The following is a 25878-nucleotide window of genomic DNA, read 5'->3' on the forward strand; positions in this document are numbered from 1 at the left end:
ATCGTGCGCGCCCCGGGCGCCCCGGCGTCAGAGTCGAAAGTCACTTCATCGACCGTTCGCGATCACCGAACGGTATGTCCGCCGAAATCACGTGGACCGCAACGGTCGCTGTCCCGTTGAATGCAGGAGTGACATCAGATCGGGCACGCACCGGCGCCTTGATGGCGGTCGGATCCATGGTGTGCGTGCAACTCGGGCTGGCGATCGCGGTCACGCTGATCGACGACATCGGCGTCGAGGGAGTGGCGTGGCTGCGCCTCGCGTGGGCCGGGGTGCTGCTGCTCCTGCTGGTCCGGCCGAGACGAACGGCGTTCACCCGCCGGTCTTTTCTGATGTGCGTGCTGCTCGGTGTGGTCACCGCGGCGATCACTTTGCTGTTCATGGCCGCGCTGAGCCGCATCCCGCTCGGCACGGCCAGCGCGCTGGAGTTCCTCGGACCGCTGTCGGTCGCCGTCGCCCGCGGGCACGGCCGCGGCCGTTGGCTCTGGCCCGGCCTGGCGGGCGTCGGGGTGCTGCTGCTGACCCAGCCGTGGAGCGGCAATGTCGATCTCGTCGGCGTGGGCTATGCGCTCGGCGCGGCGGTGTGCTGGGGCGGCTACATCCTGCTCACCCAGAAGGTGGGGGACCAGGTCTCCGGCATCGCCGGACTCGCGGTCTCCATGCCGGTGGCCGGTCTCGTCGCCACCGCGGTCGTCGGCCCGGTCGTCATCGACCGGATGACCCCGCAGATCCTGCTCATCGGCGTCGGCTTGGCGATCCTGCTGCCCGTGGTGCCGTTCGCGTTGGAACTTCTGGCGCTGCGCCGGCTCACCGCCGCCGCCTTCGGCACCCTGATGAGTCTCGAGCCGGCGCTGGCGATGCTTCTCGGGCTGCTGATCCTGCACCAGGTGCCCGGGCCGCTCGGCGTGTTCGGCATCGCGTTCGTGGTCGCGGCCGGGGTCGGAGCGGCCCGCACCGGCGCCCGCGCCAAACCCATCCCGCTGGAAGTGGGCTGAGCCGATCGCCGGCACTAACCTGACACCCATGGGCAGAGGAATCTTCGGCTCACCCGTGGTGGGCTACGTCAATGCCGGAGCGGCGCGTCTGATCCACGCCCCGGTGCTCGGTCCGCTGGTGCGGCGCAGCATGGTGGTGATCCGGTACACGGGCAGGCGCTCGCAGCAGACGTTCGAGACGCCGGTGAACTATCAGCGTTCCGGCAACGACGTCGTGATCCGGGTGATGGCGCCGGACCAGAAGACGTGGTGGCGCAATTTCACCGGCGCCGGAGGACCGCTGACGCTGACCGACTTCGGCGGTGCGGACCGCACCGGCCACGCGGTGGCCGAGCGAGACGACCGTGGCCGCGTGACGGTGCGTGTGCGCCTCGACACCGGTTCCGGCGCCGACTGAGTCTCAGGCCTCGATCCGCTTGCGGCGGTACAGGGTTCCGACCGCCAGCAGTGCCAGGCTGATCAACAGGATCGCGGTCGCCAGCACGTTGATCTGTGGTGGCACCGCGGCCTTGACCGCCGCGTTCACGTACAGCGGGTACGTGACGGTCGATCCGCTGACGAAGTAGGTGATGATGAAGTCGTCGAGCGACAGCGCGAACGACAGCATCGCCGCGGCGATGATCCCGGGTACGATCAGCGGCAGGGTCACCTTGAAGAAGGTGCGGGCCGGGCCCGCACCCAGGTCCAGCGAGGCGTCCTCCAGTGTCCAGTCGAACCCACGCACCCTGGCACGAACGGTCATCGCGATGAAGCTGACCTCGAAAGCGATGTGCGACAGCAGGATCGTGGTATAGCCGGCCGCCCATCCGAGGTCGAGGAACAGGGTCAGCAGCGCGGCGCCCATCACCACCTCGGGTGCCGTCAGCGGCAGCACCAGGAAGGTGTCGACCGCGCCCTGACCGCGCCAGCGCTGCCGCACCAGTGCGATCGCGACCAGCGTGCCGAGAACCAGCGCCACGGCCGTCGACACCGCGGCCACGTTCAGGCTGAGCTTGAGCGCCTCGGTCAGCGGCGGGTNGAGCCACTCAGCGCGAAATGTCGCACCAGTGCGATCGCGACCAGCGTGCCGAGAACCAGCGCCACGGCCGTCGACACCGCGGCCACGTTCAGGCTGAGCTTGAGCGCCTCGGTCAGCGGCGGGTATTTGAACGGGTGGGCCCAGTTGTTGAGCGTGAAGCCCTGCCAGCTGTAGTTGAACTTGCCCGACGGATTGTTGAACGAGAACAGGATGATCACGAAGATCGGCAGGAACAGGTAGAGAAGCACCAGCCCGGCCACGACGCGCAGCAGCACGTCGCCCCAATTGCGGCGCGCCTTTACCGTTTTCGGGGTGGGGGGCTGCTGTGCCGCGGTGGCTACCGCCGCGCCTGCCTGGGTCGTCATACCAGATCCTCCGTCCCCAGGGCGCGCGTATACAGCAGCACCCCGCCGAGGATTAGCACCATCAGCCCGAGGCTCAACGCCGCCGCTGCCGGGTAGTCCTTGACGACGAGGAACTGTTTCTGGATCACGTTGCCGATCATGGTCGTCTGCGTGCTGCCGAGGTAGTCGGCGTTGATGAAGTCGCCGACCGACGGGATGAACACCAGCATGCTGCCCGCCAGCACGCCGGGCATGGACAGCGGCAGGATCACCTTGCGGAAGCTGCGCCCGGCGGTGGAGTAGAGGTCCTTGGACGCTTCGAGCAGCCGCGGGTCGATCTTCTCGAGGCTGACGTACAGCGGCAGGATCATGAAGATGATCCAGTTGTAGGTCAGGCCGCCGATCACGGCCCAACTCGTCGACAGCAACCGGCCCTCACTGGGCAGCAGCCCCACCGACCCCAGTGCGCTGACCACCCAGCCCTCGTCGGCGAGGATGGTCTTCCACGCAATGGTGCGGATCAGGAACGTCACGAAGAACGGCAGGATCACCAGCCCGAGGATCAGGTTCTTGTACCTGCCCGCCTTGAAGGCGATCACGTAGGCCAGCGGGAACGCCAGCAGCAGGCACAGGATCGTGGCGGCGAAGGCGTAGCCGAACGACCGGAAGATCTGGTCCTTGTAGAGCACGAAGGCGTCGGTGAAATTGCCGAAGTTCCAACCGAACTGCAGGGTCGGCATGAACACCGACCCGCCCATGCTCGACAGCGATGTCCGCGCCAGCGAGAAGAACGGGACCACGAAGAACACCGCGAGGTACACGAGCGCGGGCAGCACCATGAGGTACGGAGCGATCTTGCTCCGCTGCCTGCTGCTACTGGCTACACCTGCCATCGGTCAGCCACCGGTGACGGCGGCGTACGCGGTGTTGTACTCCTGCGTCTGCTCGTCGGTGAGTGCCGCCCAGCCCTTGGAATTGGCCAACGTTTCCTTGGACGGGTTGATCAACGGGTTCTTGGCCGCGGCCGGGTCCACCTTCTCCAATTCCTCGGTCATGTCCGAGAGCACCGGCACGTACTGCACGAACGCCACCAGCTTCGCGTAGTTCGCGCGGTCGTAGACGTAGTTGATCCACGCCTCGGCGGCCTTCTGGTTCTGCGTGGTGTAGGGGATCACCATGGTGTCCACGAACGTCGTCGCGCCCGAATCCGGGACGACGAACTGCAGATCGGGGTTGTCGGCCTGCAGCTGCACCACGTCACCCGAATACGCCTGTGCCACAGCGATGTTGCCGGCGGCGAGATCGTCGGCGTAGTCGTTGCCGGTGAAGCGGCGGATCTGGCCCTTGTCGTTCTGCTCGCGCACCAGGTCGACGGCCTTCTGCACGCTCTCTGTGGTCGGGTTCTCCGGCGAGTTGCCCTGCGAGAGCATGATCATGCCCAGGCCGTCCTGCGCGTCGGAGAACAGGCTGACCCGGCCCTTGAACGCCGGATCCCACAGGTCGTTGATGCTCTTGATGTCGCGGCCGGTGGCCGCCCGGTTGTAGGCTAGGCCGACGAGTCCGGACATGTACGGGGCGGTGAACTTGCGGCCCGGATCGACGCTGGCCTCGAGCAGGTCGGGACGGATGTTCTTCTTGTTCGGCACACCCTCGTCGCTGATGTCGTTGAGCCAGCCCAGCTGATGTAGCCGCACCGCCATGAACGACGTCGGCACCGCCAGATCGGCGCCGATGTCCTGCTTACGCGACAGCGGCTCCTTGACCTTGGCGAACCACTGCTCGTTGTCGTTGAGGTCTTCCTTGTAGTCGACGGTGATACCCGAGGCCGTCTGGAACGCGGCCACGAAACCGTCGGCCATGTACAGCGGCCAGTTCGAGATCCGCAGCGTGCCGCTCGCGGGACCGCTCTCCTGGCTGCTCGAGCTGGCGGTGTTGCTGTCGGAGCCGCCGCAGGCGGCCAGGAACGACGAGCCCAGGCCGAGCGCGGCGGCGGCCGCGGCGCTGCCCCCGATGAAGCGGCGCCGCGAGGTGCGGTTGGCGGTCAGTCGGGCCAGCAGGTGGGGATCGATCTCACGGGACATGGCGGGGCGTGCCTTTCGTCGGCTCCAAAGAGGGGGAATGGGGTCGCGCGGGCGTCGTCGGCCCGAAGGGGACGATCTACGAATCGTCGAGCATCTCCTCGAGATCCTCGGTGGTGGGAATGTCGTCGCCGGGCAGCACCAGCGACGCATCGGGCGCCCAGCCGACGTAGACCTGATCGCCGGGGCGCAGCATCGGAAGGTCCTGCTCCGGTCCGACGTGCGCGATCACCGTCGACTCGTCGGGAGCGGCCAGCGAGACGCGCAGCACCGGACCCTGGAAGGTCAGGTCCTTGACGGTGGCGCGCACCGCGGCGACATCGCCGGCGGGGGCGTCCATCGACACCCGCACCCGCTCGGGCCGGACCATCAGCGTCGCGTGCCCACCGGATTCGATCGTGGTCTCACCGGGGCGCGCCTTGAGGGTCGAGCCCAGCACGTCGATCTCGACGTAGTCGCGGTTGACGCGACCGGTCTGCCGCCCCGCCCACAGGTTCGCCTGCCCGATGAAGCTGGCGACGAACACCGTCGCCGGGCGGTCGTAGATCTCGGTCGGACTGCCGATCTGGTCGACATTACCGGCGTTCATGACCGCGATGCGGTCACTCATCGTCAGCGCTTCCTCCTGGTCGTGGGTCACGTAGATGAACGTGATCCCCACCTCGCGCTGGATGCGCTTGAGCTCGAACTGCATCGCGTGGCGCAGCTTGAGGTCCAGCGCACCGAGCGGCTCGTCGAGAAGCAGCGCGCTGGGGTAGTTCACCAGCGCCCGGGCCAGCGCGACGCGCTGCTGCTGTCCGCCGGACAGCTGGGCGGGCTTGCGCTCGGCGAAGTCGGTCAGCCGCACGATCTCCAGCAACTCGTCGACGCGCTTGCGCACCTCGGCCTTGTCCTTCTTGGCGCTGCGCGGTCCGTACGCGACGTTGTCCCACACGGTCATGTGCGGGAAGAGCGCGTAGTGCTGGAACACCGTGTTGACGTTGCGCTTGTTCGGCGGGGTCTTCGACACGTCGCGGCCTTCGAGGCGGATCGCGCCCTCGGTCGGGGTCTCGAAACCCGCGATCATCCGCAGCGTGGTCGTCTTGCCGCACCCCGAGGGACCCAGCATGGAGAAGAACTCTCCCTGGGCGATGGTGAAGTCGGCGTCGGCGACGGCGACGTAGTCCCCGAAGCGTTTCGTGACATGGTCGATCTCGATGACGGGGCCGCCCTTGGCTTTGGCGGTCTCGTGTCCCTGCGACCCAGAAGTCTGGTCTGCAGCGGTGGTGTGTGTGCCGGTCAGGGCGGATCCTCCTCGAACGTCAGCCGTCGTGGCCGTGGGTAAACCTTCGCGGATTGCGCGGCCCTGCGCAAGCGATTCCGCAACGAATTTACATTTCGACAATGGAATCCTTTGCCGAACGGGTCATCGATGGCGTGAATCCGCGAGAATTGGGCCTGTTGGACGCGGGTCACCCCGGCCTGGCCGGAGCCCGGTCGGCTGGTGGATTTCGCATTCTGTACAAGTCTGCAGCCGATCTGTGGGCTTCGTCGTCGTTTACCGATCCGAGTCGGTGGGGTAGTGGAAGGCCATGGCGGCAGTCGACGTGTCAGTGACCTCGAAGTTGACCCCCGAGCGCGCATGGTCGCTGGCTTCGGATCTGGGCCGGTTCGACGAATGGCTGACGATCTTCGGGGGCTGGAAGAGCCCGGTGCCCGATGAGATCGACGTCGACACCCAGGTGTCGTCGTTGATCAAGGTCAAGGGGTTCCGCAACGTCATCCACTGGCGCGTCACCCGCTACGACGAACCCAAAGAGATCGAACTGCTGGGCAACGGGCGCGGAGGGGTGTGCATTTCGCTGACCCTGCAGGTCGAACCCGAGGGTCACGAGGGTGGATCGTCGTTCCGTGTCGTCGCGGACCTGTCCGGTGGCCTGCTGAGCACGCCGGTGGGCAGCGTGGTGGCCCGGGTCATCAAGGGCGACGTGCGCCGGTCGGTGTGCAACCTGGCCGAACTGCACTGAGGTCTCCGTCGGGGCTTACCCCCACTCGTGGTTCATCGCGCGCGATTCGTAGCGCGCCTCGGCGGATTCCGCGCTGTCGCGGCGCGGCCGGGACAGTGCGATCAGCACCATCGCGAGCAGCGCGGTCACCGCACCGGCGAGGAAGATCGTGACGAAGCTGCTCTCCATCGGCACGCCGGCCGCTGTGGTGCGGCCCAGCAGCACCGCGACCACGGCCGCCGCGGTCGAGCTGCCCACGGTGCGGGCGATGGCGTTCATGCCGGTGGCCACCCCGGTTTCGCCGGCGTCACTGTCACCGACGACCAGCGCGGGCAGCGCGCCGTAACCAAGGCTGATGTACGCGTTGGCCAGCACGCTGGCGGTGATCACCTGCCATGGCGCGGAGTGGACGAACGCCGCCATCGTGAAGCCGACGATCCCGGCCATGGCCGCGACCACCAGAACGGGTCGGGCGCCGAACCGGTCGATGAAGCGGCCACTGACGAGCGCGATGACGAAGCCGGTGACGGCGCCGGGCAGCAGGTAGACCACCGAAGCCTGCAGCACGGTCGCGCCGAAGCCGTACCCGTGGGGATCGGCGGGGTCGCGCGGCATCTGCACGAACTGGGTCAGACCGAGGAACGCGAAGTACAGGCCCATACCGACGAAGATCGTCGCGATGTTGGTCAGCAGCATCGATCGGCGCGCGAGCATCGCGGTCGACACCAGCGGCTGGGCGGCGCGGCGCTCCCAGATCCACCAGCCGGCCAGGATCAGGACGCCGCCGGCGAGGCAGGCCAGCGTCCGGGGCGAGGCCCAGCCCCACGAGTGTCCCTGCGTGATCGACAGCAGAAGCGCGGACAGTCCCGCGGCCAGGCCCAGTGCGCCCCACCAGTCGATCGATCCCTCGGCCGAGCGGGGCCGGTTCGGGACCACGGCCATCACGATGGCGATGACCAGCACGGTGAAGCCGGTGGTCAGCCAGAACACGCGGTGGTATCCGGCGTCGCCGCTCATCAGCAGCCCGACCACGACCAGACCGGTGCCGCCCCCGAAACCCAACGTCCCGGACAGCACCGCCATCGCCGAGCTCATCCGGTCCTCGGGAAGTTCTTCGCGCAGGATCGCGATGCTGATGGGGTACAGCGCGAACGACGCGGCCTGCAGCACCCGCGCGACGATCAACAGGGGCAGTGACGCCGTCGTCGCCGCCAGCAGCGACCCGGCCAGGACCACGGCGAGAACCGTCAGCAGCACCCGCTTCTTGCGGTGCAGGTCGGCGAGCCGGCCGATCAGCGGCGTGGCGGCTGCGGCGGCCAGCAGGTTGGCGGTGACCGCCCAGCTGACCGCGACCGTCGAGGCGCCGAGTTGGTCGGCGATCACGCCGAGCACCGGGACCACCGCGGTCTGCAGGACCGCAACGGTCAGCACCACCACGCTGAGGCCGACGACCAGCAGGCGGGGCTGCTTCACTGCCACGCCCGCTCCGATCGTTAGCCCGTCTTGATGAATCCGTTCGATTATGGCGTCTCGCCCAGCAGCGCCGACAACCGGTCGAGGGGCAGCCGCGGCGACCGGTGACCGTCGCGGCCCGTCATCTCGTCGTTGACGATCAGCGCGTTGAGGACGGCCTCCTCCACGCTCTGCACGACCGCGGCATACAGCGGATCCATCCGCCCCCACGGCACGAAACTGATGGAGCCAAGCTCGTCGTCGCCGACGGGGCCCAGCGGGAACGCGCTCGCCAGCGCCGGAACGTCGGCGGTGGAGAACGCCAGGAAGATGTCGCCGGAGAAGTGGCTGCCGGTGGTGCCGGTGCGGGCCAGACCGAGCGGCACGCGGCGGGCCAGCGCCGTGCACTGCCCGGGCAACAGCGGCGCGTCGGTGGCGACGACGGCGATCACCGAGCCCGCTCCCGGTGGTGCGCCGGCGAGGTCACGGGCGAACCAATCGCCGTCGAGCGGGTTGTCGTCGAGCAGTCGAGCGCCCACGCGGTGGCCGGCGACGGTCAGTTCGGCCCGCGATCCGAAGTTGGCCTGGACGAACGCCGCGACCGTGAAGGTCCGCGAGCCGTAGGGGACCCGGCGCGATGCGGTGCCGTTGCCGCCCTTGAAGTCGTAACAGTTCATCCCGGTGCCGCCGCCGACGGAACCTTCGGTGACGGGCCCGCCGGTCGCCGCGTCGAGTGCCGCCTCGACGTGCTCGGGGCGGACGTGATCGCCGTTGATGTCGTTGAGGTAGCCGTCCCAGGTCTCGGCGCACACCGGCAGCAGCCACTGCCGGGCCAGCCGGGGCGCCACGGTGTTCACCCACCGGACCATGCCGGTGTGGCAGGCCCCGACAGCGTGCGTGTTGGACAGCACCACGGGGGTGTTGAAGGACCCGACCTCGTCGATCCAGGTGGTGCCGGTCATCTCGCCGTTGCCGTTGAGCGAGTACCAGCCCGCGGCGCACGGCGCGCCGACCCCGGACCGGCCGCGCGGCAGGATCGCGGTCACCCCGGTGCGGACCGGTCCCTGCCCGACGACGAGTGGACCGTCGCCCTCGATCAGCGTCGTCACCCCGACTTCGACCCCGGCGACGTCGGTCAGCGCGTTGAGCGGCCCGGGCGTGCCGGTCAGCTCGATGCCGAGTCCCCGCGCTCGGGGCCTGCCGTCGGGGGTGTGCGTCGCGTAGTCGATGTCGGTCACCCCAGGATCATCGCGAACCGAGATGGTCCGGTCGAGTCGGCGGCCACCCAACCGGTACCCGCCCGCGGCTCGGCGTAGCAGACTGAACAGGTCCGGCGGCCCTGACCCGTCGGCGGAAGGGATCACCGATGCGCCTGCTGACTGTCGCCAAGACCGCCGGGGCCGCGTTCACCGCTGCCGCGCTCGGCGGGCTGGCGACCGCGCCCGCTGTCCAGTCGGCCTGGTACCGACGGTTGAACAAGCCGGGCTTCCAACCGCCGAAGCAGGCCTTCCCGATCGCGTGGAACATCCTCTACACCGACATCGCCGTCGTGTCGGCGTCGACGATCGACACCCTCAACGACCGCGGCGAGACCGCTGCGGCGCAGGCCTACACCCGGGCGCTGGCCGTGAACCTGGCGCTCAACGCCGGCTGGAGCTGGATCTTCTTCAACCGCCGTCAATTGGGCCCCGCGTCGGTGGTGGCCGGGGCGCTGGCGATCAGCAGTGCCGACCTGGCGCGACGCGCCGCCGCGGTGAATCCTGTTGCTGGAACGGCACTGTCCGCCTACCCGCTGTGGTGCACCTTCGCGACGGCGCTGTCGACGCGCATCTGGCAGCTCAACCGCTGACGGGCGACGCCATGGGATCGCAGACCGGCGGCGAGGGTCAGGAGGAGCGCCAGCGTCTCGCCGACCGCATCCTCAGTGTGCTCGAGGACATCATCTACTGGGCGATCGCGGTGATGCTCGTCGTGGGTTCCGCGGCGCTGCTGGTCAGTCAGTTCAACACGATGCTGCGGCTACGCAACACGCCCACGAACACGATCATGCTCGAGATCCTCGACGGTCTGTTGCTGATCTTCATCTTCGTCGAGTTGCTCTACGCCGTGCGGACGTCGCTGCGGTCGCACGAGATCGTCGTCGAACCGTTCCTCATCGTCGGCATGCTCGCCGGCATCAAGGAGATCGTGGTGCTGTCCGTGGAGGCGGCGACGTTGCTCCCGAAGGGCCCGGAGTTCTCCCGTGCCGTCGTGGAGATCGGCGTGCTGGGCGGGGTGGTGCTCGTGCTCGCGGTGGCGGCGTTCATCCTCCGCGATCGCAGTAGCCGGCGCGAGGATCCGGGCGAGCGGGTCATCGAAGAGGAAGCGGCACAAGCCGACTGATGTCGTAGGAGGGACAACCGGTGGCACACGCCGCGCACTTCACCATCGACGACGGCGGTTTCAGCCCGACGCGGTTCGCCCGGAGCCACTGGGGTGAGGACCACCTCAACGGCCCCGCGATCGTCGGGCTCGTCGCGCGGCAGCTTCAGATCAGCTGCGGCTCGGCGGACTTCCATCCGGCCCGGCTGACCGTTGACCTGTTCCGCGCAGCGCGCAAGCTGCACACCACTCTCGTGGTCAGGGTGATCCGCGACGGCCGGCGGGTGCACAGCGCGGAATGCGATGTGGTGCAAGAGGGCCGGTCGGTGGCGCGGGCGACGCTGGTGCAGTATCGCCGCTCCGCGCCGCCCCCGGGCCGATTGTGGCGGTCGGACACCATCTTTGCCGAGCCGCCCGCGCCCGACGACTCGGTGCTGCCGTTCGTCGGCAGCGATGCCGTCGGCTGGACCCGATCGCCGGCCGAGCATCAGAACGCTTCCCGGAAGCGGTTCTTCAACGACGGGATCCGCGTCGTCGCCGACGAACCCAACTCGCCGTTCGTCCGGGCGGCGATGGTGGCGGAGGCGACCAGTCTGGTCACCAACCTCGGCACCGGGGGCGTCGGCTACATCAACGGCGACCTGACTGTGGCGCTGTCCCGCCTGCCGGTCGACGAGTGGGTCGGCATCCAGGCCGACTCCCACCACGCCGCCGACGGCATCGCGGTCGGCACCGCGACGCTGTTCGACCGCCTGGGCGCCTTCGGTTCGGGAATGACGACGGCGATCGCCAACCCGGCCGCACAGATCGATTTCTCCACTCGCGCATTCGGTGTGGACGATCTCAACTACGAGTGAGCGGGCGCTCCATCTGCTCGCGAAGCGAGCGGGGACGCATGTCGGTCCAGTGCTCCTCGGCATAGCCCAGGGCGCTGTCCCGGTCGGTGCCGTCGGGCCCGCCGAACACGGTCCGCCAGCCTGCAGGCACGTCGGCGAAGGCCGGCCACAGAGAGTACTGCTCTTCGCCGTTGACCAGCACCAAAAAGCGGCCATCATGGTCGTCAAAAGGATTGGTGGACATGACGTTTCCTCCCACATATCACGCGTGGCCACGGCTTCGCCCTCTGAGGAGATGTCGAGATCCTCGGGGATCGGAAGGCACGCTATCAAGGTTGGGCTGACCACAGTGGGCTACCGCAGGGCATGGGTGACCACCGTCTACAGGCCGATCCGTTCGCAGGCCGCGTCGAACTCCTCGAAGGCGACCTTGTCGCCTTTGCCGTCGCTCAGGGCGCGTTCGTAGACGGCGAGTGCGTCGTCGCCCACCTCGGCGAACCGGGCATCCCAGGCCTCCGAGTCCTCGCGCCAGTATCCGGTGATGTCGTACTGATCGATGGCCCAGCCGATGCTGCGCAGGTAGGCGCGGACCGCGCGGGACTGGGCCGCCTCCCCGGCGAACCAGCAGTAGCCGCGGCCGGGAGGGAGCCGGAACTCCCGCACCGCGGCCGCCAGTGTGCTTGGTGCCGAGCCGTTTCCGGTGCCAACACGGGGAATCACGGTGACGCCGGGGTGCCGGGGCAGGTAGTCGAGATCGTCTGTGGTGAGCACCTCGACGATCAGCGTCACCGGCACGCCGGCCGGCAGTTCGTCGATGATGCGGGCGGCGGCGGGCAGGCCCGACATGTCGCTGGCCAGCAATTGCCACTGCGCGCCGGCCGGGGGCCGGTACCAGGACCGCGCGTGATCGAGTCCGACCCGCGCTCCGGGTGTCACCGACGCGGCCCAGTCGGTTCCCGGGCCCCGGGAGTGCACCACGACGTCGAGGGTGATCAGGGCGCCGTCGTGATAGCGCACCGAGTAGTTGCGGCCTTCACCGTCGGGATGGTCGGCCGGCGTGAAGTAGACGCCGACGGCGGAATCACCGGCAGCCCGGACGCCCAGCGCACGCGGATCGTCGACGCGCAGCACGATCCGCCGCAGTCGACGGCTCAAGTCTGCGGTCTCGACGACCGACGCGTGGGAGAACGGCACCTAAGTGAGGCTAACCTACGCTGCTCTGCTGCGGGTGCCTGCCTCCCGGGGATATACTCCGTCGCGGGCGCGCAGGACCGCCCGATGTCCGCTCGAAGAGGCTCAGCCTCCCTGCACGCGACCGACGCAGCACTGTCGACCTCTTCTCGGCCCGATCTCGCGGACACCGGGCCCGCGAGAGGAGGCCGTGATGGCCAGTGCACTACCCGACAATCCGTCGTTGCCCCGCCTGCGTGACGACGCCCGATCACTGCAGCGCCTCGTGCGCGCCGGTGATGCCGACGCCGTGGCGTCCGTCCGCCGCCACCACCCTCGTCCAGAGCGGGCGTTGGACGGATTCGCCCTCCACGACGCCCAGCTGACCGTCGCACGCCGCTATGGATTCTCGGGTTGGCCGGCCCTCGTGCGGTACCTCGACACCGCGGCGACACTCAGCGTCGATCCCAGCCGCGTCGACGAGGACGCGCTCGACGTCGCCGACCGGTTCTGCGCATCGGCAGTCCTGCGCTACACCGACGCCGACGCCCCGCCACGCTGGGCGCACGCCGACGAGATGCTCCGGTGCGCACCAGATCTCACCAGGGATCACCTCTGGGCGGCGGCCGCGGCGGCCGATGCCGGAGCGCTGCGCCGCGCGCTGGACGTCGATCCCGCGCGGGCGACAGCGACCGGTGGACCGTTGCGGTGGGCGCCGCTGATGTACCTCTGCTACTCGCGGGCCACGGCGTCGCGTGCCGAGACCCTCGATGCCGCGGCGCTCCTCCTCGACGCCGGCGCCGACCCGAACGCCGGTTACCTGTGGCGTGGCATGGCGACTCCGTTCACCGCGCTGACCGGAGTGTTCGGGGAGGGCGAGCAGGGGCCGCGGCGCCAGCCCCGTCACGCGTTCTGCACCGAGCTCGCCACGCTGCTACTCGACCGCGGTGCGCATCCGGTCGATCACCAGGCGCTTTACAACCGGATGTTCCGGGCCGACGACTCCCACCTCGAGCTGCTGTTCGCCCGCGGCCTGGCAAGTGCGCCGCCCAGCCCCTGGGAGCGCCGCCTCGGCGAGGCGATGGAGACACGCGAGCAGATGTGGCGACGACAGGTTGATTGGGCTGCGGAGCATGGCTTTTCGGACCGGCTGGAGCTGCTGGCACGGCACGGGATCGACGTCGGCGGCGCGACGGCCGTCGCACCGGTCTTTCCGGCCGACCCGAACGCTCGCGACGAGAACGGCGCCACTCCACTGCACCACGCCGCCTGGGACGGGGACCTCGAGATGATCGGGAGGCTGCTCGCCGCGGGAGCCGATCCCGCGGCGGTCGACGACCGGTTCGGATCGACGCCGCAGCAGTGGGCGGAGCACGCTTACCAGAACGAGGCCGCGGCCCTGCTCAGGGAGCGCTCGCCTCGGTGAGCCGCTGCCACTGCCGCGCGGCGATCAACTCGGGCACCAGCACCTCGGTCAGCAGCGCGATGTCGTCGTCGGTGTCGCCCGGATAGCGCTGCACGCGGCCGGCCCCCGGCACGTCACCGCCCACGCCGACGACGGTGCTGCCCCGCGCCGTGGTCCACTCGGCCAGTTGCGGTTCCCACGCCGACCCCGAGAACACCAGCAGGCGGTAGTCCGTCGTCTTGGTCAGATAGACGTCGACATGGCTCCAGTCGCCGGTCTCGCACGCGGCGGCGGGTCGCCGAGGACCCTCCCGCAGCATCAGCGCACCCTGCTGCGCCGAGCACAACCGGTGCGCCGGGGCCGCCAGGTAGGTCCCCGATGGACCGAGCAGAAGCTCCGAAAGCTCTGGTAGCCAGTCGGATTCATGTTCCAGCAGATGGGCGCTCGCGGCAGCGGCGCCGTCCACGGACGCCGCGACCGCCGACGTGTCGACGCCGACGAGGTGGCTCTCCAAGGCGAGCAGCAATGCCAATGTGTGCTGAAAGCTCCGGCACGCCACGCCGCCGGCCTCAACCCCCGCCTCCAGGGTGACCACCCTGTCGCACCGCTCGGTGAGCGCGGAGCCCGCCGTGTTGGTCAGCGCGACGGTGGTGACACCTGCGGGCAGCCGGGTCAGCGCGTCGAGGGTCTCGATCGATCCGCCGCTGGCCGAGGTCGCCACCACCAGTGTCCCCGGCCCCCACGCCGGCAGCAGCGATGACGAGGCGAGTTCGGCGGTCGCCACCACACCGCGGGACCGCAGCCGGGCGGCGGCCACCGCGCCCCCGTAGGCCGAGGACCCCATGCCGAGCAGGACCACGCGGGTGGTGTCGGCGGGTACCACGTCGGCCCACGGATTGCGTTCGGAGAGCATGAGTGCCAGTCGCGCGAGCGCGTCTGGCTTCTGCGTCAGATCGGCGGCGAACGCATCGGGCTTCACGGTGTTCTCTCCTCGTCGAGCAGGGCGGGCAGGGCGGCATCGGGCACGTACATCCAGCGGGGGAGATGTTCTGCGGCATAGATCATCTCGCGCATCACCTGGACCAGACGCAGCGCGCGCAGCGGACGCGGATCGAACAGCGCGATGTGCCCGAGTCCGCGCAGGCGGGTGGTATAGGTGTCGAGGAACGTCCGCCGGGCCGTGCCCTCCACCGCATGCAGCACGGCCGGATCGAGATCGGTGTAGCGGCGGGCGACGATCGCGACGTGGGACAGCGATTGCGCCATGCCCGCGACGTCGACGACGGCGGGAATGGGCTTGACCCGCTCAGCGGCCGTCAGCACGGGGTTGCCGTCGAAGTCGGTCACCGTGAACCGGTCGCCGCTGCGCAACACCTGTCCGACGTGCAGGTCGCCGTGTCCGTCGAGCACCGTCGCGCCGGCCAGGGTCCGTAGCACCCCGAACTCCGAGGCCACCTGGGGGCGGCGGGCGCGCAGGACCGCGCCGCATGCGGAGTCGCCGGTGGCGCAGGCGGTGTCGAGGGTGTCGAGAGCGGCGCGATGCCAGCGGTCCGCGTCTGTCTCGGCGGCGGTGGACGCCGTGGCGGACAGCGCGGCATGGAGGTCGGCGATCAGCGTCCCGAGCGCCTGCGCCGTGGGGATGATCGCCTCGGGATCGTGGTCGAGGGCGGTCGCGGTCATCGCCTCGACCGCCCACGTCCAGCCGTCGACGGCGCCGGGTAGGTACTCGTCGACGTACGCCACCACCGTCTCGTCGCCCCGTGCCGGCTGCCAGGTGACCAGGCCCCACGGCGCGGGCATCCCCGTGAAGCCGGCCTCCCGTAGGACGGTGATGCGCCGCGGCGCCGGATGGGGGCCCTCCTGCAGGTGGGTGGCCCACTTGACGACGGCGGTGTCGCCGACGATCACCGATTCGTTGGTCTGGTCCACGCCGATGGCCCGCTCGGTCCTCGCGGGTCGCGACGTCCAGGACCGCACCGTGAATCGGCCGAATCTGTGCGAACCCTGTTGTGCGCCAAGCATCGCGAGCAGCGCCTCGGCGGCGCCGTCGCCGGGCAGGGCGCGTCGCCATCCGTCGCGGTGCACCATGGGGGTCGCGGCCGGGCCCGCGCCGCCGTCGACGACGGCCAGCCGGTACCCGCCCGGCAGGTCCAGCCAGTCCAGCGGGTCAGTCACCCGGCGACCGGTGAGCACGGCCGGCCCGTTCGATGACGTCGGCGCCCACCCGCAGGCCGTCGCGTTCGCGGATCGCCGCGCCGAGCTCGGCCAGACGGTCGCGCAGCGCGGTGTCGGCGAGGAGACGATCCACCGCGTCCGTCAGCTCGTCGTCGGTGAACCGGTAGGTGTCCAGCCAGATCCCGAATCCGAGTTCGTCGACGCGCTGGGCGTTCTCGTACTGGTCCCAGAACAGCGGCAGCACGATCAGCGGCTTGCCGAAGTGCAGCGTCTCGGTGACGGTGTTGTTGCCGCCGTGCGAGATCACCAGGTCGACCTGAGGGATCACCTTGGTCTGCGGCAGCATCTGCTCGCCGACCATGTTGTCGGCCAATGTGATCCGGTCGGCCTGCGGTCCCTTGCTGACGATGTAGCGGTGTCGGGTGGTGCCCAGCACGTCGACCAACCGCTGCATGAGCTCGACGTCGGCACCACCCAGGGAACCGAGCGACAGGTAGACCAGCGCACTGCCGGCGGGCCGGTCGGCCACGGCGGCAGGCAGCGGATAGGCGTCGTCGGTCTCCCGCACGCTGGAGTCCATCCGTGTCCACGTGGAGTCCAGTGGGCGCAGGTCTACATAGTCGGCCTCGGCGGGATAGACGTAGAGGTTTGCCGCGTTGTCGCGCGGCATGAACTCCAGGTCCGGAAGCGGTGCGGCGCCCTGCGCCTGCACCCAGGCGTCGAAGTCGGTCCACATCGCGCGGTGGGTGCGATCGAACTCCGCCCGGTAGGCGTCCCACTCGGCCGGGTCGGCGCTGGGAAGTCCTGAGAACGGCGGTGGCACATCGGGTCCCGGGATCTCCAGCGGACTGCACGACACGATGCGCACGAAGGGCACGCCGGCGGTCACCAGGGCCGGGAACAGCACGACGTTGTCCTCGACGATGACGTCGGGCCGGTGCTCGGCGATGATGTCGCGCAGCCGAGGCTCGCAGTAGCGGGCACCGTCGATGAGCGCCTGATAGGTCGGCTGGATGAACGTCGCGAGCTGCTCGATCGTCGGCTTGCGGAACTCCGGGGCGGTCTCGGCGATGAACTGCGTCCAGAAGGCACCCGCGTCCTCGTCGGCGGCCCCCTCGGCCGGCGCGGCGAGATCGACGAGTTCCTCGACGAACCCGAACGGTGCGATCCGGCCCGCCCAGGAGCTCTCGGCGGCGAAGACGATCCGGTGACCGCGGTCGCGCAGGATCGACGCCAGCCCGATGCACTGATTCGTCGGCCCGTAAGCCGACTCCGGCCAGAACATGATCGTCAACGGTGTCTGCTCGGTCACGCAAGAAACCTACCGCGCGGACAGGTGGTCGGCCCCGCGGATGCGGAGTAGCTTTCCTCCCATGCCGACAATCACCACCAGCGATGGCGTCGAGATCTATTACAAGGACTGGGGTTCAGGACAGCCCATCGTGTTCAGCCACGGCTGGCCGCTGTCGGCGGACGACTGGGACGCCCAGCTGATGTTCTTCCTCGGGCAGGGCTATCGGGTGGTCGCGCACGACCGGCGGGGGCACGGCCGGTCGGAGCAGGTCGCCGACGGCCACGACATGGACCACTACGCCGACGACCTCGCCGCCGTCGTCGAACACCTCGACCTGCGTGACGCCGTGCATGTGGGGCACTCCACCGGTGGCGGCGAGGTGGTGCGCTACCTGGCACGCCACGGCGAGGAGCGTGCCGCGAAGGCCGCGCTGATCGCAGCGGTGCCACCGCTGATGGTGCAGACCGAGGCCAATCCGGGCGGGCTGCCCAAATCGGTGTTCGACCACTTCCAGACACAGGTCGCGACCAACCGGTCGGCGTTCTACCGCGCCGTCCCCGAGGGGCCGTTCTACGGCTTCAACCGCGAGGGCGTCGAACCGGTCGAGGGCGTCATCGCGAACTGGTGGCGGCAGGGCATGATGGGCGGAGCCAAGGCGCACTACGACGGTGTGGTGGCGTTCTCCCAGACCGATTTCACCGAGGACCTCGAGAAGATCTCGCTCCCCGTCCTGGTGATGCACGGCGACGACGATCAGATCGTGCCCTATGCCGATGCCGGTCCGCTGTCGGCCGAGTTGCTGCCGAAGGGAATCCTGAAGACGTACAAGGGCTTTCCGCACGGCATGCCGACCACGCACGCCGATGTCATCAACGCCGACCTGCTGGAGTTCATCCGATCCTGAGTCAGCGGCGCCAGAAGTCGAACCGGTCGCGCCCGGGCCGGAAACCGGCGGCTTCGACGATGTCGACCGCGACGTCGAAGCGGCGTCCGACGTTCCCGGGCTCGTGCGCGTCGCTGCCGAAGGAAACCGCCGCACCGCCTTCCTGCCGCCACCACCGCACCAGATCGACCGATGCCAGAGGCGATTTGGTGTTGATCTCGAGTGCCCGCCCGGACGCGGCGAGCGCACGGAACACCGTGCGGTACTGCTCCTCGAAATCGGCTTCCCGGTAGGCGCCTGCGCGGCCGGCGGGCCAGTAGCGGCGCGGATAGTCACAGTGGGCGAGCACGGTGAACACGGACGACTGCTCGATCAGCGCCACCATGTCGGTGAAGTAGCGGTGCACCAACTCATGGGGATCGTGGCGGGCGAACTGGCGCCTGTCGATCCCTTCGAGGGTCCCCGCCACCTGAATGCTGTGCAGGCTGCCCAGCACCCGGTCGAACTCGCCGGCCGCCAGCACCGCGGCCACGCTCTCGCTGAACCAGTGCGGTTCGCCCGCCTCGATGCCCGACAGGATGCGCAGGGTCGGGAACATGTCCCGGCAGCGTGCGATGTCAGCGAGATAACCCTCGACGTCGAGGGCTGACACACGGGGTCGCGCCCCGACCTTGGTCGCCGCCGGAGGAGTGTCGTGTGCGCCCCAGTCGGTGAAGTCGACGTGTTCGGTGAACGCCACCGCCGGGAGGCCGATCTCGACCGCGCGCCGGCACTCCGCCTCCATCGTCGACGCGCTCGCCGTGTCCCATGACCACCTCGAGTGGACGTGGTTGTCCGCGGGCAGCACCGCTCAGGCCGGTGCGGAGCCGGCCTGCAGGGCCTCCTGCTGGATGCGGTCGAACTGCGCGCCCATGGCGTCAGCCAGGGCGGTGGCGCCCGACAGGGGTCGCACCATCACCATGAAGTCGTCGATCAGGCCCTCGTCGTCGACGTGGAGGAAGTCGCAGCCGGTGACCCGCTTGCCCGCGACCGTCGCCTCGAAGACGAGCGCGTGGTCACGGCTGTCGGCGTCGCCGATCTCGCGGATGTAGCGGAAGTCCTCGAACACCCGCATCACGGCGCGCAGGATGGCCGCGGTGATCGGCTTGCCCGCATAGGGCTTGAACGCGACAGGACTGGTGAACACGACGTCGTCGGCGAGCAGCGCCTCGATGGCGGCTTCGTCGCGGGCTTCGACGGCTTGGCGGAACGGATGCATTCTCTGACGGTAGCGAAGCCGCCGATCGTCTGCGTTTCGGCACCGTGCATCAGGGCTATGGCTCCGTGAACGGCATTGCGTCGATTCGAGAGGAGCACACCGGTGAGCACCGATGACGCCGCGGGAACCACCGCCAATGACGTGGGCGGGGCCGAGGAGATGCTCAGCCCTATGGAGGGCACCGACTCCGACGACCTGCTCAACGACGACGGCGACGAGGTCGTCGATCCGCCGGAGCACTGGAGTGGGGTCGACAAGTTCGGCATGTCGGCCGAGGAGCAGCGCCAGGGTGAAAGCCTCGACGAGCGCCTCGCCGAAGAAGTGCCCGACGTCGGCGAGAACGACATCGACGTTCGCGACGCGGTCGAGGTCGCCGGTGTGGACGTGGCGCTTCCCGGCACGGACGCCGCGGCCGACGAACCCGGTCTGCGCGAAGGGCAGATCGACGGTGCTCCCGAAGACGGCGAGTCGCTGTTCCCTGTCGTCGAGTAGCAGGTGCCTGATCGTTCACGCGTAGCTACGACCTGCGGTAATCGTGCTCTGAGCTGCGGTGTCACAGTGTCAGAACACGACACGCAGGCTCACGCGAGGACTTGCTAGGACGCCTCGTATGACACGCAGATGGCACAGGAGACCACCAAGGCGGGACGGAAAGGGCGGCGCGGCTGGGGCCGAATCCGGCAGCTGCCCAACAGACCGACGCGGTACCAGACCCCACCTACTTGATTTTGAGGGCATTGCTCAGGTCCAACTCTGGTACCCCGTGCAGATGCAGTGATGGTCATCGAAAGACATGTCACTGCAGGCGCTTTGGCCCGGCTTGGCGCGTTCCTCGCGGGCCATCTTGGGGTCGAACTCAGCATCCAGATCGTGGTGTTCTTTCGGGTGACCGCAATTCTTGCAGTACTCCGTAAACTCAGTCATTCGCTACCATCCCCTTCCGACGGATGCAGTTTCCCGACCGTTCTCTCCAGCGTGCGCTTCGGGCAGCACCGGCGACAGGGACTTTGGCCCTGGGGCGGGGCGGACTAAGTCATTCCGTGCTGGCGCCCTGACCAGGGTGGATCACGCCTTCTGCGCGCCGTGGCGGGGTATCGGCGCTGGTCAGAGGCTTGCAGAAGCGAAATCACCAGTGCGCTGGTATTTGCCTCCCTATCCCGCAGCGTGCTGCGGATTGAGATTTGGCGACGCGGCGGCGGTATCGGGGAAGGTCAGAAGCGTGCAGGCGGGCATAAGCGTCAGGCTGGCTACGCCTCAGGGCGCGATCTCGCCATGACACCGGGTCATCTTGCGGCCCGCGTCGGAATCTCGGGCCAGCGACGATGGTGCAATATGTTGTGCCACAGACGAAAAGCCTCTGAACTTCGGCATTCAGGGAAAGCGGCGTAGTCAGCCGACGAGCAGGCGCGACACCGCGCGGTTGAGTCGGCGGCGCGGCCAGCCCAACGGACCGTCGGCCGACAGTGCCGCCCGGGCGGCGTTGCGGCCGCAGATGCCGTGCACACCGCCGCCGGGCGGTGCTCCGGCGCTGCCCAGGAACACGTTGTCCAGCGGCGTCCGCGGACCACCCTGACCCGGCATCGGTCGAAACACCAACTGCTGGAACAACTGTGACGTCCCGCCGTTGACGGCGCCGGCGTGCAGGTTGGCGTCGCTGTGTTCGAGGTCGGACGGCCGTTGAATCACCTTGCCGACGAGATGGCCGGTGAATCCCGGGGCGTGCTGCTCGAGCACGGCGTCGACCGCCTCGGCCAGTTGATCGGCCGAGCAATCGTCGCTGCGGCCGCGCGGCAGATGCGTGTACGCCCAGGCGCTCTCCGTGCCGGCGGGGGAGCGGCTGGGATCGGCCGTGGTCATCTGGCCCAAGAGCAGGAACGGTGCCGCCGGCACGGTGCCGGTGTTGAGGTCGGCCATCCAGCGGATCAGCCCGTCGTGGTCGGCGCCCAGATGCACGGTGCCGGCGCCGGCGAGGCTGGGCGACCGCCAGGGGATGGGTGCGTCCAGGGCGTAGTTGATCTTCAGCACCGGGGTGTCCCATACGAAGCGGTCCAGGTCCCGGCGCGGTCCCGACGGCAGCACCTCGGGCGGCAGCAACCGCTGGTACAGCTGGGGGGCGGACGTGTCGGCGATGACGGCGCGCCGGCACCGTACGACGGAGCCGTCGGTCAGGTTCACCGCGGTGGCCCGGTGCCCGCGCACGTCGATGCTGTCGATCTCGCGGCCGCACTGCACGCAGGCGCCGGCCGCCTCGGCCCGGCGCACCAGCGCTGCGGTCAGCGCGCCCGCCCCGCCGACGGGGACGGGGAAGCCTCCATCCTGACCGAGCATCACCAGCAGGTAGCCCATGACGCCGCTGCCGGGAGCGTCGACGGGTACATCGGCGTGCATGGCGTTGCCCAGCAGCAGCAGTTGCGCCGCCTCGCCCTCGAAGAGCTGTCGTGCCAGTTCCCCGGCCGGCAGCAGCAGCAACTGCGCCAGACGCAGCGCGTCGGCCGCGCCCAGCCGGCGCAACAGCCCCGCCGGGCCGCGCACCGGCGGGAACGGGGCGAACAACGTCTCCAGCAGCGGCTTCTTGATGCGCCGGTACTGCTCGAACGCGGAGATCCAGCGATCCCCGTCACCCGGGTGGTGGCGATCGAATTCGGCTGCGGTGCGCTCGATGTCGCGATAGAGCACCGGGGCGTCGTCATCGTCGGCGCTGCGAGCGTGCCCCACCACCGCCGGAGCGTGGCTCCAGCGCAAGCCGTGGTCCTCGAGCTGCAGGTGCTGCAGCGCCGGCGAGGCGACCGACAGGGGATAGAACGCGCTGTAGAGATCGCTGACGTAGCCCGGGACCAGTTCGGCGCTCTTGACCGCGCCGCCGGGCGCGCTCTGCGCCTCGAGCACCACGACGTCCCACCCGGCGTCGGCGAGCACCGCCGCGGCGACCAGGCCGTTGTGACCGGCACCGATGACCACCGCGTCGGCGGTCTCCGACCGGGACAGCTCAGCTGTCATCGCGGGTGCGTCGCTCCGCCATCGCCGCCAACCGCCACGTCGTCTCCCGATTGCGGGGGAACGCCGCCGCCAGCGCCACCTGTTTGGGCAGCCAGTTCAGCGGGGGCGACACCGGGACCTCGGCCATCTCGATCCGGCATCCGCCCCCGTCGAGGTCCTGCAGACGCAGCGTGATCCTTGCCTTGCCGAAAGGGCGGCCGTTGGCGATGAGGACGAGTTCGCTTTCGGGCGTGCAAGATTCGACCACGGTGCTGTCGTTGAGCACGAGCGGCCAGATGCCGATGGAGTGGTGGATGGTGCTACCCGGCGCAGGCCAGTCGGCGTCGACGGCCCGCATCCGGCTGTTGCCCACCACCCACTGCGAGTACGTCCACCCGTCGGCGATCACCGCCCAGACGTCGTGCCGGGACGCAGGCGTGTCGCGCGCGACGACCGGCGTGCTGTCGATGTCCTCGGGTTCTGTCGTCACCGAATCGCGTTACCCGCCGCGGCGGGGGATAAACGTCGGCTCGCCGTGATTGCATGGGGACCGACCGCAACGAGGATCGGAGGTGTTGCCGCATGCCGGGTGTGGGGCGCGGTGACCCGATCTGGCTCGCCGACGTGCTGCGGGCCGAGGGGCTCGAGGTCGTCGAGCTGCCGGGCTGGCGTCAGCGCGGCCACGGCGCGTTCTCCGACATCCGCGGGGTGGTGGTCCATCACACCGGGTCCGACTCGGCCACCGCGAAGTCGATCGCGCTGGGCCGTCCTGATCTGCCCGGACCGCTCTCGCAGCTGCACATCGCCCGCGACGGCACCGTCACGGTGGTGGCCGCGGGGGTGGCGTGGCATGCCGGCGCCGGGAGTTTCCCGTGGCTGCCGGCCAACACGGGCAACTGGCACAGCCTCGGGATCGAGTGCGCGAACAGCGGGACCAGTCCGTGGGCGCCGCACCGCCGGAACTGGCCCGACGCGCAGTACACCGCGCTGGTCGGCAGCTGCGCGGCACTGTGCCGGCGGCTCGGCCGGCCCGCGAGCCGCACCATCGGGCACAAGGAGTACGCCGGCCGGGCCCAGGGTAAGTGGGATCCCGGCGCGATCGACATGGGGATTCTGCGGCGCGACATCGCGGTGCGCATCGCCACGCCCCGCCCGGCCCCCGGCGACGACTACGTCGGTGTGCTGCTGCAGCGGGGTTCGACGGGCCCGCAGGTCGCCGAACTGCAGCGCCGCCTCAGGTACGCCTACGCGGCCTACGCCGGCGATCTCGCCATCGACGGCGTCTTCGGACCCGACACCGAGGCCGCGGTCCGCGAATTCCAGCGCAGAACAACGGGTCTGGAGGTGGACGGGATCGTCGGGCCGGCGACGGCCGCGGCGTTGCGGCTGCGGCTGGTCAGCTCGCCGGCCTGACCTCGACCGGGATTCCGTTGAGGGCGCCGTTGCCCGAGGGTTCGTCGAGAAAATCCGGCGGGGAGAGCACGTTGGTGTTGACGCCGGGGGAGCCGTTGGCGATGCCCAACCGGGTGCCGGCCATGCCGTGGCCCCAGCCGTGCGGCATCGACACCACGCCCGGTTTGATCGCCTCGGTCACCTCGACGGCGACCTCGATGCGGCCGCCCGACGACGTGACCGTCACCCGATCACCGTCGGCGATGCCGCGGCGGGCGGCGTCCTCGCGGTGCATCAGCAGTGTGCAGCGATCGCGCCCCTTCATCAACGGAGCGGCGTTGTGCAGCCAGGAGTTGTTGGAGCGCAGGTGACGTCGGCTCACCAGGACGAGGTCCTCAGGTGCCCGGGTGAGACGCCGCGCCAGCCGCGGCAGATCCTCGAGCAGATACGGCGGAGCCAGTCGGATCTTGCGGTCACTGGTTCCGAGCACCTCGGGAACGCGCGGCACCATCGGGCCGAAATTGATGCCGTCGGGATGGCGCCGCAGCTTGTCCAGCGTCAGGCCGCCGGGATCATCGCCGTATCGGTCGCCGAACGGACCGGTGCGCAGTGTGAGGTCCAGCGTGCGTTCCGGGCCGCCGTGGTCGTAATGGGCACGCACCGCGGCGCCGTCGAGGCCCTGCGTGAAGCACAGGTAGTCGAAGAAGCCGTCGTCGATCGCGGCGACGTCGACGTCCTCTGCCGGTGTCCCGGTGCACAGCCCGGTCAACCGGATCAGGATCTCCCACTCGTCCGGCGCGTCCGGGTCGGGCTTGGCGAACACCGGCGGCGAGTAGTTGGCGACGCTGTTGACCGCGAAGTGGAGGATCAGGTCGTCGTGGTGGGGCTGCTCGAGGGGGGAGGGGCCCGGCAGGATCACATCGGCGTGGCGCGTTGTCTCGTTGAGCCACAGGTCGATCGAGATCATCGCCTCGAGTTCGTCGAGCGCCTCGTCGAGCCGGTGGCCCGCCGGAGTGGACAGCACCGGATTGCCGGCGACGGTGATCAGCGCCTTGATCTGCCCCTCGCCCGGCGTGGCGATCTCCTCGGCCAGGCAAGACACCGGAACCTGGCCGAGCACTTCTTTGGCGCCGCGTACCCGGGTGCGGTACCGGCCGAAGTCGGCGACGCCGTCCTCGAGGCCCGGGATGGGCTGCACGGTCACCGACCACGCGGCGGCGGTGGGGAACATCGCGCCGCCGGGCACGTCGAAGTGACCGGTGAGGATGTTCACCACATCGACGAGCCAGCTCGCGAGACTGCCGAATTCCTGGTTGCAGGTGCCGATCCGGCCGTAGACGACAGCGCGAGGCGTCGCCGCGAGCTCGCGCGCGAGTTCCCGAATGCGTTCGGCGCCGATCCCCGTCACCTCGGCCACCCGCTCGGGCGGCCAGTCGGCGACGACCTCACCGACGGTGTCGACACCATCGAGGTGCGGCGCCACCGTCCCGAGGTCGACCAGCTTCTCATCGAACAGGGTGTGGGCGACGGCGAGCAGCAGCGCGGCGTCGGTGCCCGGCGTGATGGGCAGCCACTCGTCGGCCCGCTCCGCGGTGGTCGTGCGGACCGGATCGACCACGATCACCCGGCCACGCTGCCGAACGGCGCCGATCAGGCCCATCACATCCGGGGCGGCCAGCAGCGATCCCTGGGATGCGGCGGGGTTGGCGCCCATGATGACCAGCAGGTCGGTGCGTTCGATGTCGGGCACCGGGAAGCTCCACCAGCCTCCGTACATCAGGTGCGAGGACAGGTTCTTCGGCCACTGGTCGACGGTGCCCGGCGAGTAGGTCATCGGCATGCCGGAGAGTCCGAGCAGGATGCCGGCGTAGCGTGCCAGCGAGAACGAGTGGGCCAGCGGGTTTCCGGTGTAGGCGGTGACGGCGCCGATTCCGTACTTCTCGATGACCGGCGCCAGCAGCTCCGTGCAGCGCCGGAAGGCGGTGTCCCAGTCGACCTCCCGCCACTGGCCGTCGACCTTGATCATCGGTCGCCGGATCCGGTCGGGGTCCTCGTGCACGGCGCCCAGCGATGCTCCCTTGGGGCAGATGTGGCCGCGACTCCACACGTCCTGCCGGTTCGGCCGGACACCCGCGACGTGCCCCTGCTCGACACGAATCTCCAACCCGCACATGGCCTCACAGAGTGGGCAGGTGTACAGGTGTAGACCGTCCTCGCCGATCCCGGCCAGCTCCCTCTGCGTTCCCGTCATCGACC

The 25878-nt window shown here is 69.3% G+C and carries 26 protein-coding genes and 1 pseudogene; 10 read left to right on the top strand and 17 right to left on the bottom strand.

The genetic code is table 11. The features are described 5' to 3' along the window. Positions 1–128: 128 nt before the first annotated feature. Both MCHUDSM44219_RS14555 and MCHUDSM44219_RS14560 read left to right on the top strand, forming a co-directional pair. Positions 129–995, top strand: coding sequence for an EamA family transporter (locus MCHUDSM44219_RS14555; RefSeq protein ID WP_082162209.1), 867 nt, complete (start codon positions 129–131; stop codon positions 993–995). 28 nt (positions 996–1023) lie between these two features. After that, on the top strand, positions 1024–1392 hold the full coding sequence (locus MCHUDSM44219_RS14560) for a hypothetical protein (RefSeq protein WP_048418973.1): 369 nt from the start codon (positions 1024–1026) through the stop codon (positions 1390–1392). Between the two features lie 3 nt (positions 1393–1395). On the opposite strand, the gene MCHUDSM44219_RS14565 is transcribed toward MCHUDSM44219_RS14560, so the two are convergent. The 5 genes and pseudogenes from MCHUDSM44219_RS14565 to MCHUDSM44219_RS14585 form a co-directional block, all read right to left on the bottom strand. Then, a partial coding sequence (locus MCHUDSM44219_RS14565; protein WP_048419099.1) for an ABC transporter permease occupies positions 1396–2012 on the bottom strand: 617 nt, incomplete at its 5' end. Position 2013: 1 nt separating this feature from the next. Next, positions 2014–2378, bottom strand: a pseudogene (locus MCHUDSM44219_RS14570) (ABC transporter permease); the annotation flags it as partial. Further along, a complete protein-coding gene (locus MCHUDSM44219_RS14575) occupies positions 2375–3250 on the bottom strand; it encodes an ABC transporter permease (RefSeq protein WP_048418974.1) in 876 nt (291 codons plus the stop codon). The pseudogene MCHUDSM44219_RS14570 and the gene MCHUDSM44219_RS14575, both read right to left, overlap by 4 nt. A 3-nt stretch (positions 3251–3253) precedes the next feature. After that, a complete protein-coding gene (locus tag MCHUDSM44219_RS14580; protein WP_048418975.1) occupies positions 3254–4438 on the bottom strand; it encodes a polyamine ABC transporter substrate-binding protein in 1185 nt (394 codons plus the stop codon). Between the two features lie 76 nt (positions 4439–4514). Then, positions 4515–5633, bottom strand: coding sequence for an ABC transporter ATP-binding protein (locus MCHUDSM44219_RS14585; protein WP_048419101.1), 1119 nt, complete (start codon positions 5631–5633; stop codon positions 4515–4517). Between the two features lie 373 nt (positions 5634–6006). On the opposite strand from MCHUDSM44219_RS14585, the gene MCHUDSM44219_RS14590 reads away from it, so the two are divergent. After that, on the top strand, positions 6007–6441 hold the full coding sequence (locus MCHUDSM44219_RS14590; protein WP_048418976.1) for a type II toxin-antitoxin system Rv0910 family toxin: 435 nt from the start codon (positions 6007–6009) through the stop codon (positions 6439–6441). Positions 6442–6456: 15 nt separating this feature from the next. Here the strand turns inward: MCHUDSM44219_RS14590 and MCHUDSM44219_RS14595 are convergent, their stop codons facing one another. Both MCHUDSM44219_RS14595 and MCHUDSM44219_RS14600 read right to left on the bottom strand, forming a co-directional pair. Next, positions 6457–7899 (bottom strand): MFS transporter, encoded by a 1443-nt coding sequence (locus MCHUDSM44219_RS14595; RefSeq protein WP_082162210.1) that lies wholly within the window; start codon positions 7897–7899, stop codon positions 6457–6459. Positions 7900–7940: 41 nt separating this feature from the next. Continuing rightward, positions 7941–9110, bottom strand: coding sequence for a DmpA family aminopeptidase (locus MCHUDSM44219_RS14600; protein ID WP_048418977.1), 1170 nt, complete (start codon positions 9108–9110; stop codon positions 7941–7943). 128 nt (positions 9111–9238) lie between these two features. Here MCHUDSM44219_RS14600 and MCHUDSM44219_RS14605 point away from each other — a divergent pair, with 128 nt between their 5' ends. From MCHUDSM44219_RS14605 to MCHUDSM44219_RS14615, 3 genes are read left to right on the top strand one after another with little or no spacing between them, the layout of a single operon-like run. Next, positions 9239–9721, top strand: a complete 483-nt coding sequence (locus tag MCHUDSM44219_RS14605) for a TspO/MBR family protein (RefSeq protein ID WP_048418978.1) — start codon at positions 9239–9241, stop codon at positions 9719–9721. 11 nt (positions 9722–9732) lie between these two features. Continuing rightward, positions 9733–10254, top strand: coding sequence for a phosphate-starvation-inducible PsiE family protein (locus MCHUDSM44219_RS14610; RefSeq protein ID WP_048418979.1), 522 nt, complete (start codon positions 9733–9735; stop codon positions 10252–10254). Positions 10255–10274: 20 nt separating this feature from the next. Beyond that, entirely contained in the window at positions 10275–11090 is an 816-nt protein-coding gene (locus MCHUDSM44219_RS14615) for an acyl-CoA thioesterase domain-containing protein (RefSeq protein WP_048418980.1), read from the top strand. Here the strand turns inward: MCHUDSM44219_RS14615 and MCHUDSM44219_RS14620 are convergent. Together MCHUDSM44219_RS14620 and MCHUDSM44219_RS14625 are read right to left on the bottom strand one after the other, a co-directional pair. Beyond that, on the bottom strand, positions 11077–11313 hold the full coding sequence (locus tag MCHUDSM44219_RS14620; protein WP_048418981.1) for an MbtH family protein: 237 nt from the start codon (positions 11311–11313) through the stop codon (positions 11077–11079). The genes MCHUDSM44219_RS14615 and MCHUDSM44219_RS14620 overlap by 14 nt on opposite strands. Positions 11314–11450: 137 nt before the next feature. After that, positions 11451–12263 carry a siderophore-interacting protein gene (locus tag MCHUDSM44219_RS14625; protein WP_048418982.1) on the bottom strand — a complete coding sequence of 271 codons (813 nt, stop codon included), beginning with the start codon at positions 12261–12263 and terminating at the stop codon, positions 11451–11453. Positions 12264–12453: 190 nt separating this feature from the next. On the opposite strand from MCHUDSM44219_RS14625, the gene MCHUDSM44219_RS14630 reads away from it, so the two are divergent. After that, positions 12454–13665: an ankyrin repeat domain-containing protein gene (locus tag MCHUDSM44219_RS14630; protein ID WP_048418983.1), complete on the top strand. Its 1212-nt coding sequence runs from the start codon at positions 12454–12456 to the stop codon at positions 13663–13665. Here MCHUDSM44219_RS14630 and MCHUDSM44219_RS14635 read toward each other — a convergent pair. From MCHUDSM44219_RS14635 to MCHUDSM44219_RS14645, 3 genes are read right to left on the bottom strand one after another with little or no spacing between them, the layout of a single operon-like run. Continuing rightward, a complete protein-coding gene (locus MCHUDSM44219_RS14635; protein ID WP_048418984.1) occupies positions 13643–14623 on the bottom strand; it encodes an SIS domain-containing protein in 981 nt (326 codons plus the stop codon). The two genes, MCHUDSM44219_RS14630 and MCHUDSM44219_RS14635, sit on opposite strands and share 23 nt — an antisense overlap. Then, a complete protein-coding gene (locus MCHUDSM44219_RS14640) occupies positions 14620–15819 on the bottom strand; it encodes a glucosamine kinase (protein WP_172506267.1) in 1200 nt (399 codons plus the stop codon). The genes MCHUDSM44219_RS14635 and MCHUDSM44219_RS14640 overlap by 4 nt, the downstream gene beginning before the upstream one ends. Further along, positions 15812–17131, bottom strand: coding sequence for a glycosyltransferase (locus tag MCHUDSM44219_RS14645; RefSeq protein ID WP_236695461.1), 1320 nt, complete (start codon positions 17129–17131; stop codon positions 15812–15814). The genes MCHUDSM44219_RS14640 and MCHUDSM44219_RS14645 overlap by 8 nt, the downstream gene beginning before the upstream one ends. Positions 17132–17192: 61 nt before the next feature. Here MCHUDSM44219_RS14645 and MCHUDSM44219_RS14650 point away from each other — a divergent pair, with 61 nt between their 5' ends. Continuing rightward, complete coding sequence (locus MCHUDSM44219_RS14650) at positions 17193–18017, top strand: alpha/beta fold hydrolase (protein WP_048418985.1); 825 nt, start codon at positions 17193–17195, stop codon at positions 18015–18017. Between the two features lies 1 nt (position 18018). Here MCHUDSM44219_RS14650 and MCHUDSM44219_RS14655 read toward each other — a convergent pair whose 3' ends face one another. Both MCHUDSM44219_RS14655 and MCHUDSM44219_RS14660 read right to left on the bottom strand, forming a co-directional pair. Continuing rightward, positions 18019–18843 carry a PHP domain-containing protein gene (locus tag MCHUDSM44219_RS14655; RefSeq protein ID WP_048418986.1) on the bottom strand — a complete coding sequence of 275 codons (825 nt, stop codon included), beginning with the start codon at positions 18841–18843 and terminating at the stop codon, positions 18019–18021. A gap of 3 nt (positions 18844–18846) precedes the next feature. Continuing rightward, the gene (locus tag MCHUDSM44219_RS14660) at positions 18847–19254 is read right to left on the bottom strand and encodes a nuclear transport factor 2 family protein (RefSeq protein WP_048418987.1); all 408 of its coding nucleotides are present in this window, start codon (positions 19252–19254) and stop codon (positions 18847–18849) included. Between the two features lie 102 nt (positions 19255–19356). Between MCHUDSM44219_RS14660 and MCHUDSM44219_RS14665 the strand changes: the two genes are divergently transcribed. Beyond that, positions 19357–19746, top strand: coding sequence for a hypothetical protein (locus MCHUDSM44219_RS14665; protein ID WP_048418988.1), 390 nt, complete (start codon positions 19357–19359; stop codon positions 19744–19746). Positions 19747–20643: 897 nt separating this feature from the next. On the opposite strand, the gene MCHUDSM44219_RS14675 is transcribed toward MCHUDSM44219_RS14665, so the two are convergent. Beyond that, entirely contained in the window at positions 20644–22251 is a 1608-nt protein-coding gene (locus tag MCHUDSM44219_RS14675) for a phytoene desaturase family protein (protein WP_236695463.1), read from the bottom strand. Further along, positions 22241–22720 (bottom strand): SRPBCC family protein, encoded by a 480-nt coding sequence (locus tag MCHUDSM44219_RS14680; RefSeq protein WP_048418990.1) that lies wholly within the window; start codon positions 22718–22720, stop codon positions 22241–22243. Before MCHUDSM44219_RS14680 ends, MCHUDSM44219_RS14675 begins: the two co-directional genes overlap by 11 nt. 92 nt (positions 22721–22812) lie before the next feature. Here MCHUDSM44219_RS14680 and MCHUDSM44219_RS14685 point away from each other — a divergent pair, with 92 nt between their 5' ends. Continuing rightward, complete coding sequence (locus MCHUDSM44219_RS14685; protein ID WP_048418991.1) at positions 22813–23643, top strand: peptidoglycan recognition protein family protein; 831 nt, start codon at positions 22813–22815, stop codon at positions 23641–23643. Here MCHUDSM44219_RS14685 and MCHUDSM44219_RS14690 read toward each other — a convergent pair. Continuing rightward, positions 23627–25873, bottom strand: a complete 2247-nt coding sequence (locus tag MCHUDSM44219_RS14690; protein ID WP_048418992.1) for a molybdopterin-dependent oxidoreductase — start codon at positions 25871–25873, stop codon at positions 23627–23629. The two genes, MCHUDSM44219_RS14685 and MCHUDSM44219_RS14690, sit on opposite strands and share 17 nt — an antisense overlap. Positions 25874–25878: the final 5 nt, after the last annotated feature.

This window comes from Mycolicibacterium chubuense, assembly GCF_001044255.1.
In the GTDB taxonomy this organism is placed as follows: Bacteria; Actinomycetota; Actinomycetes; order Mycobacteriales; family Mycobacteriaceae; genus Mycobacterium; species Mycobacterium chubuense.

Bases quoted from the DNA above. Each gene is read 5' to 3' on its own strand.
- MCHUDSM44219_RS14560 (WP_048418973.1), top strand. From the start codon at position 1,024: ATGGGCAGAGGAATCTTCGGCTCACCCGTGGTGGGCTACGTCAATGCC.
- MCHUDSM44219_RS14575 (WP_048418974.1), bottom strand. From the start codon at position 3,250: ATGGCAGGTGTAGCCAGTAGCAGCAGGCAGCGGAGCAAGATCGCTCCG.
- MCHUDSM44219_RS14580 (WP_048418975.1), bottom strand. From the start codon at position 4,438: ATGTCCCGTGAGATCGATCCCCACCTGCTGGCCCGACTGACCGCCAAC.
- MCHUDSM44219_RS14590 (WP_048418976.1), top strand. From the start codon at position 6,007: ATGGCGGCAGTCGACGTGTCAGTGACCTCGAAGTTGACCCCCGAGCGC.
- MCHUDSM44219_RS14605 (WP_048418978.1), top strand. From the start codon at position 9,239: ATGCGCCTGCTGACTGTCGCCAAGACCGCCGGGGCCGCGTTCACCGCT.
- MCHUDSM44219_RS14610 (WP_048418979.1), top strand. From the start codon at position 9,733: ATGGGATCGCAGACCGGCGGCGAGGGTCAGGAGGAGCGCCAGCGTCTC.
- MCHUDSM44219_RS14620 (WP_048418981.1), bottom strand. From the start codon at position 11,313: ATGTCCACCAATCCTTTTGACGACCATGATGGCCGCTTTTTGGTGCTG.
- MCHUDSM44219_RS14630 (WP_048418983.1), top strand. From the start codon at position 12,454: ATGGCCAGTGCACTACCCGACAATCCGTCGTTGCCCCGCCTGCGTGAC.
- MCHUDSM44219_RS14650 (WP_048418985.1), top strand. From the start codon at position 17,193: ATGCCGACAATCACCACCAGCGATGGCGTCGAGATCTATTACAAGGAC.
- MCHUDSM44219_RS14660 (WP_048418987.1), bottom strand. From the start codon at position 19,254: ATGCATCCGTTCCGCCAAGCCGTCGAAGCCCGCGACGAAGCCGCCATC.
- MCHUDSM44219_RS14675 (WP_236695463.1), bottom strand. From the start codon at position 22,251: ATGACAGCTGAGCTGTCCCGGTCGGAGACCGCCGACGCGGTGGTCATC.
- MCHUDSM44219_RS14685 (WP_048418991.1), top strand. From the start codon at position 22,813: ATGCCGGGTGTGGGGCGCGGTGACCCGATCTGGCTCGCCGACGTGCTG.
- MCHUDSM44219_RS14690 (WP_048418992.1), bottom strand. From the start codon at position 25,873: ATGACGGGAACGCAGAGGGAGCTGGCCGGGATCGGCGAGGACGGTCTA.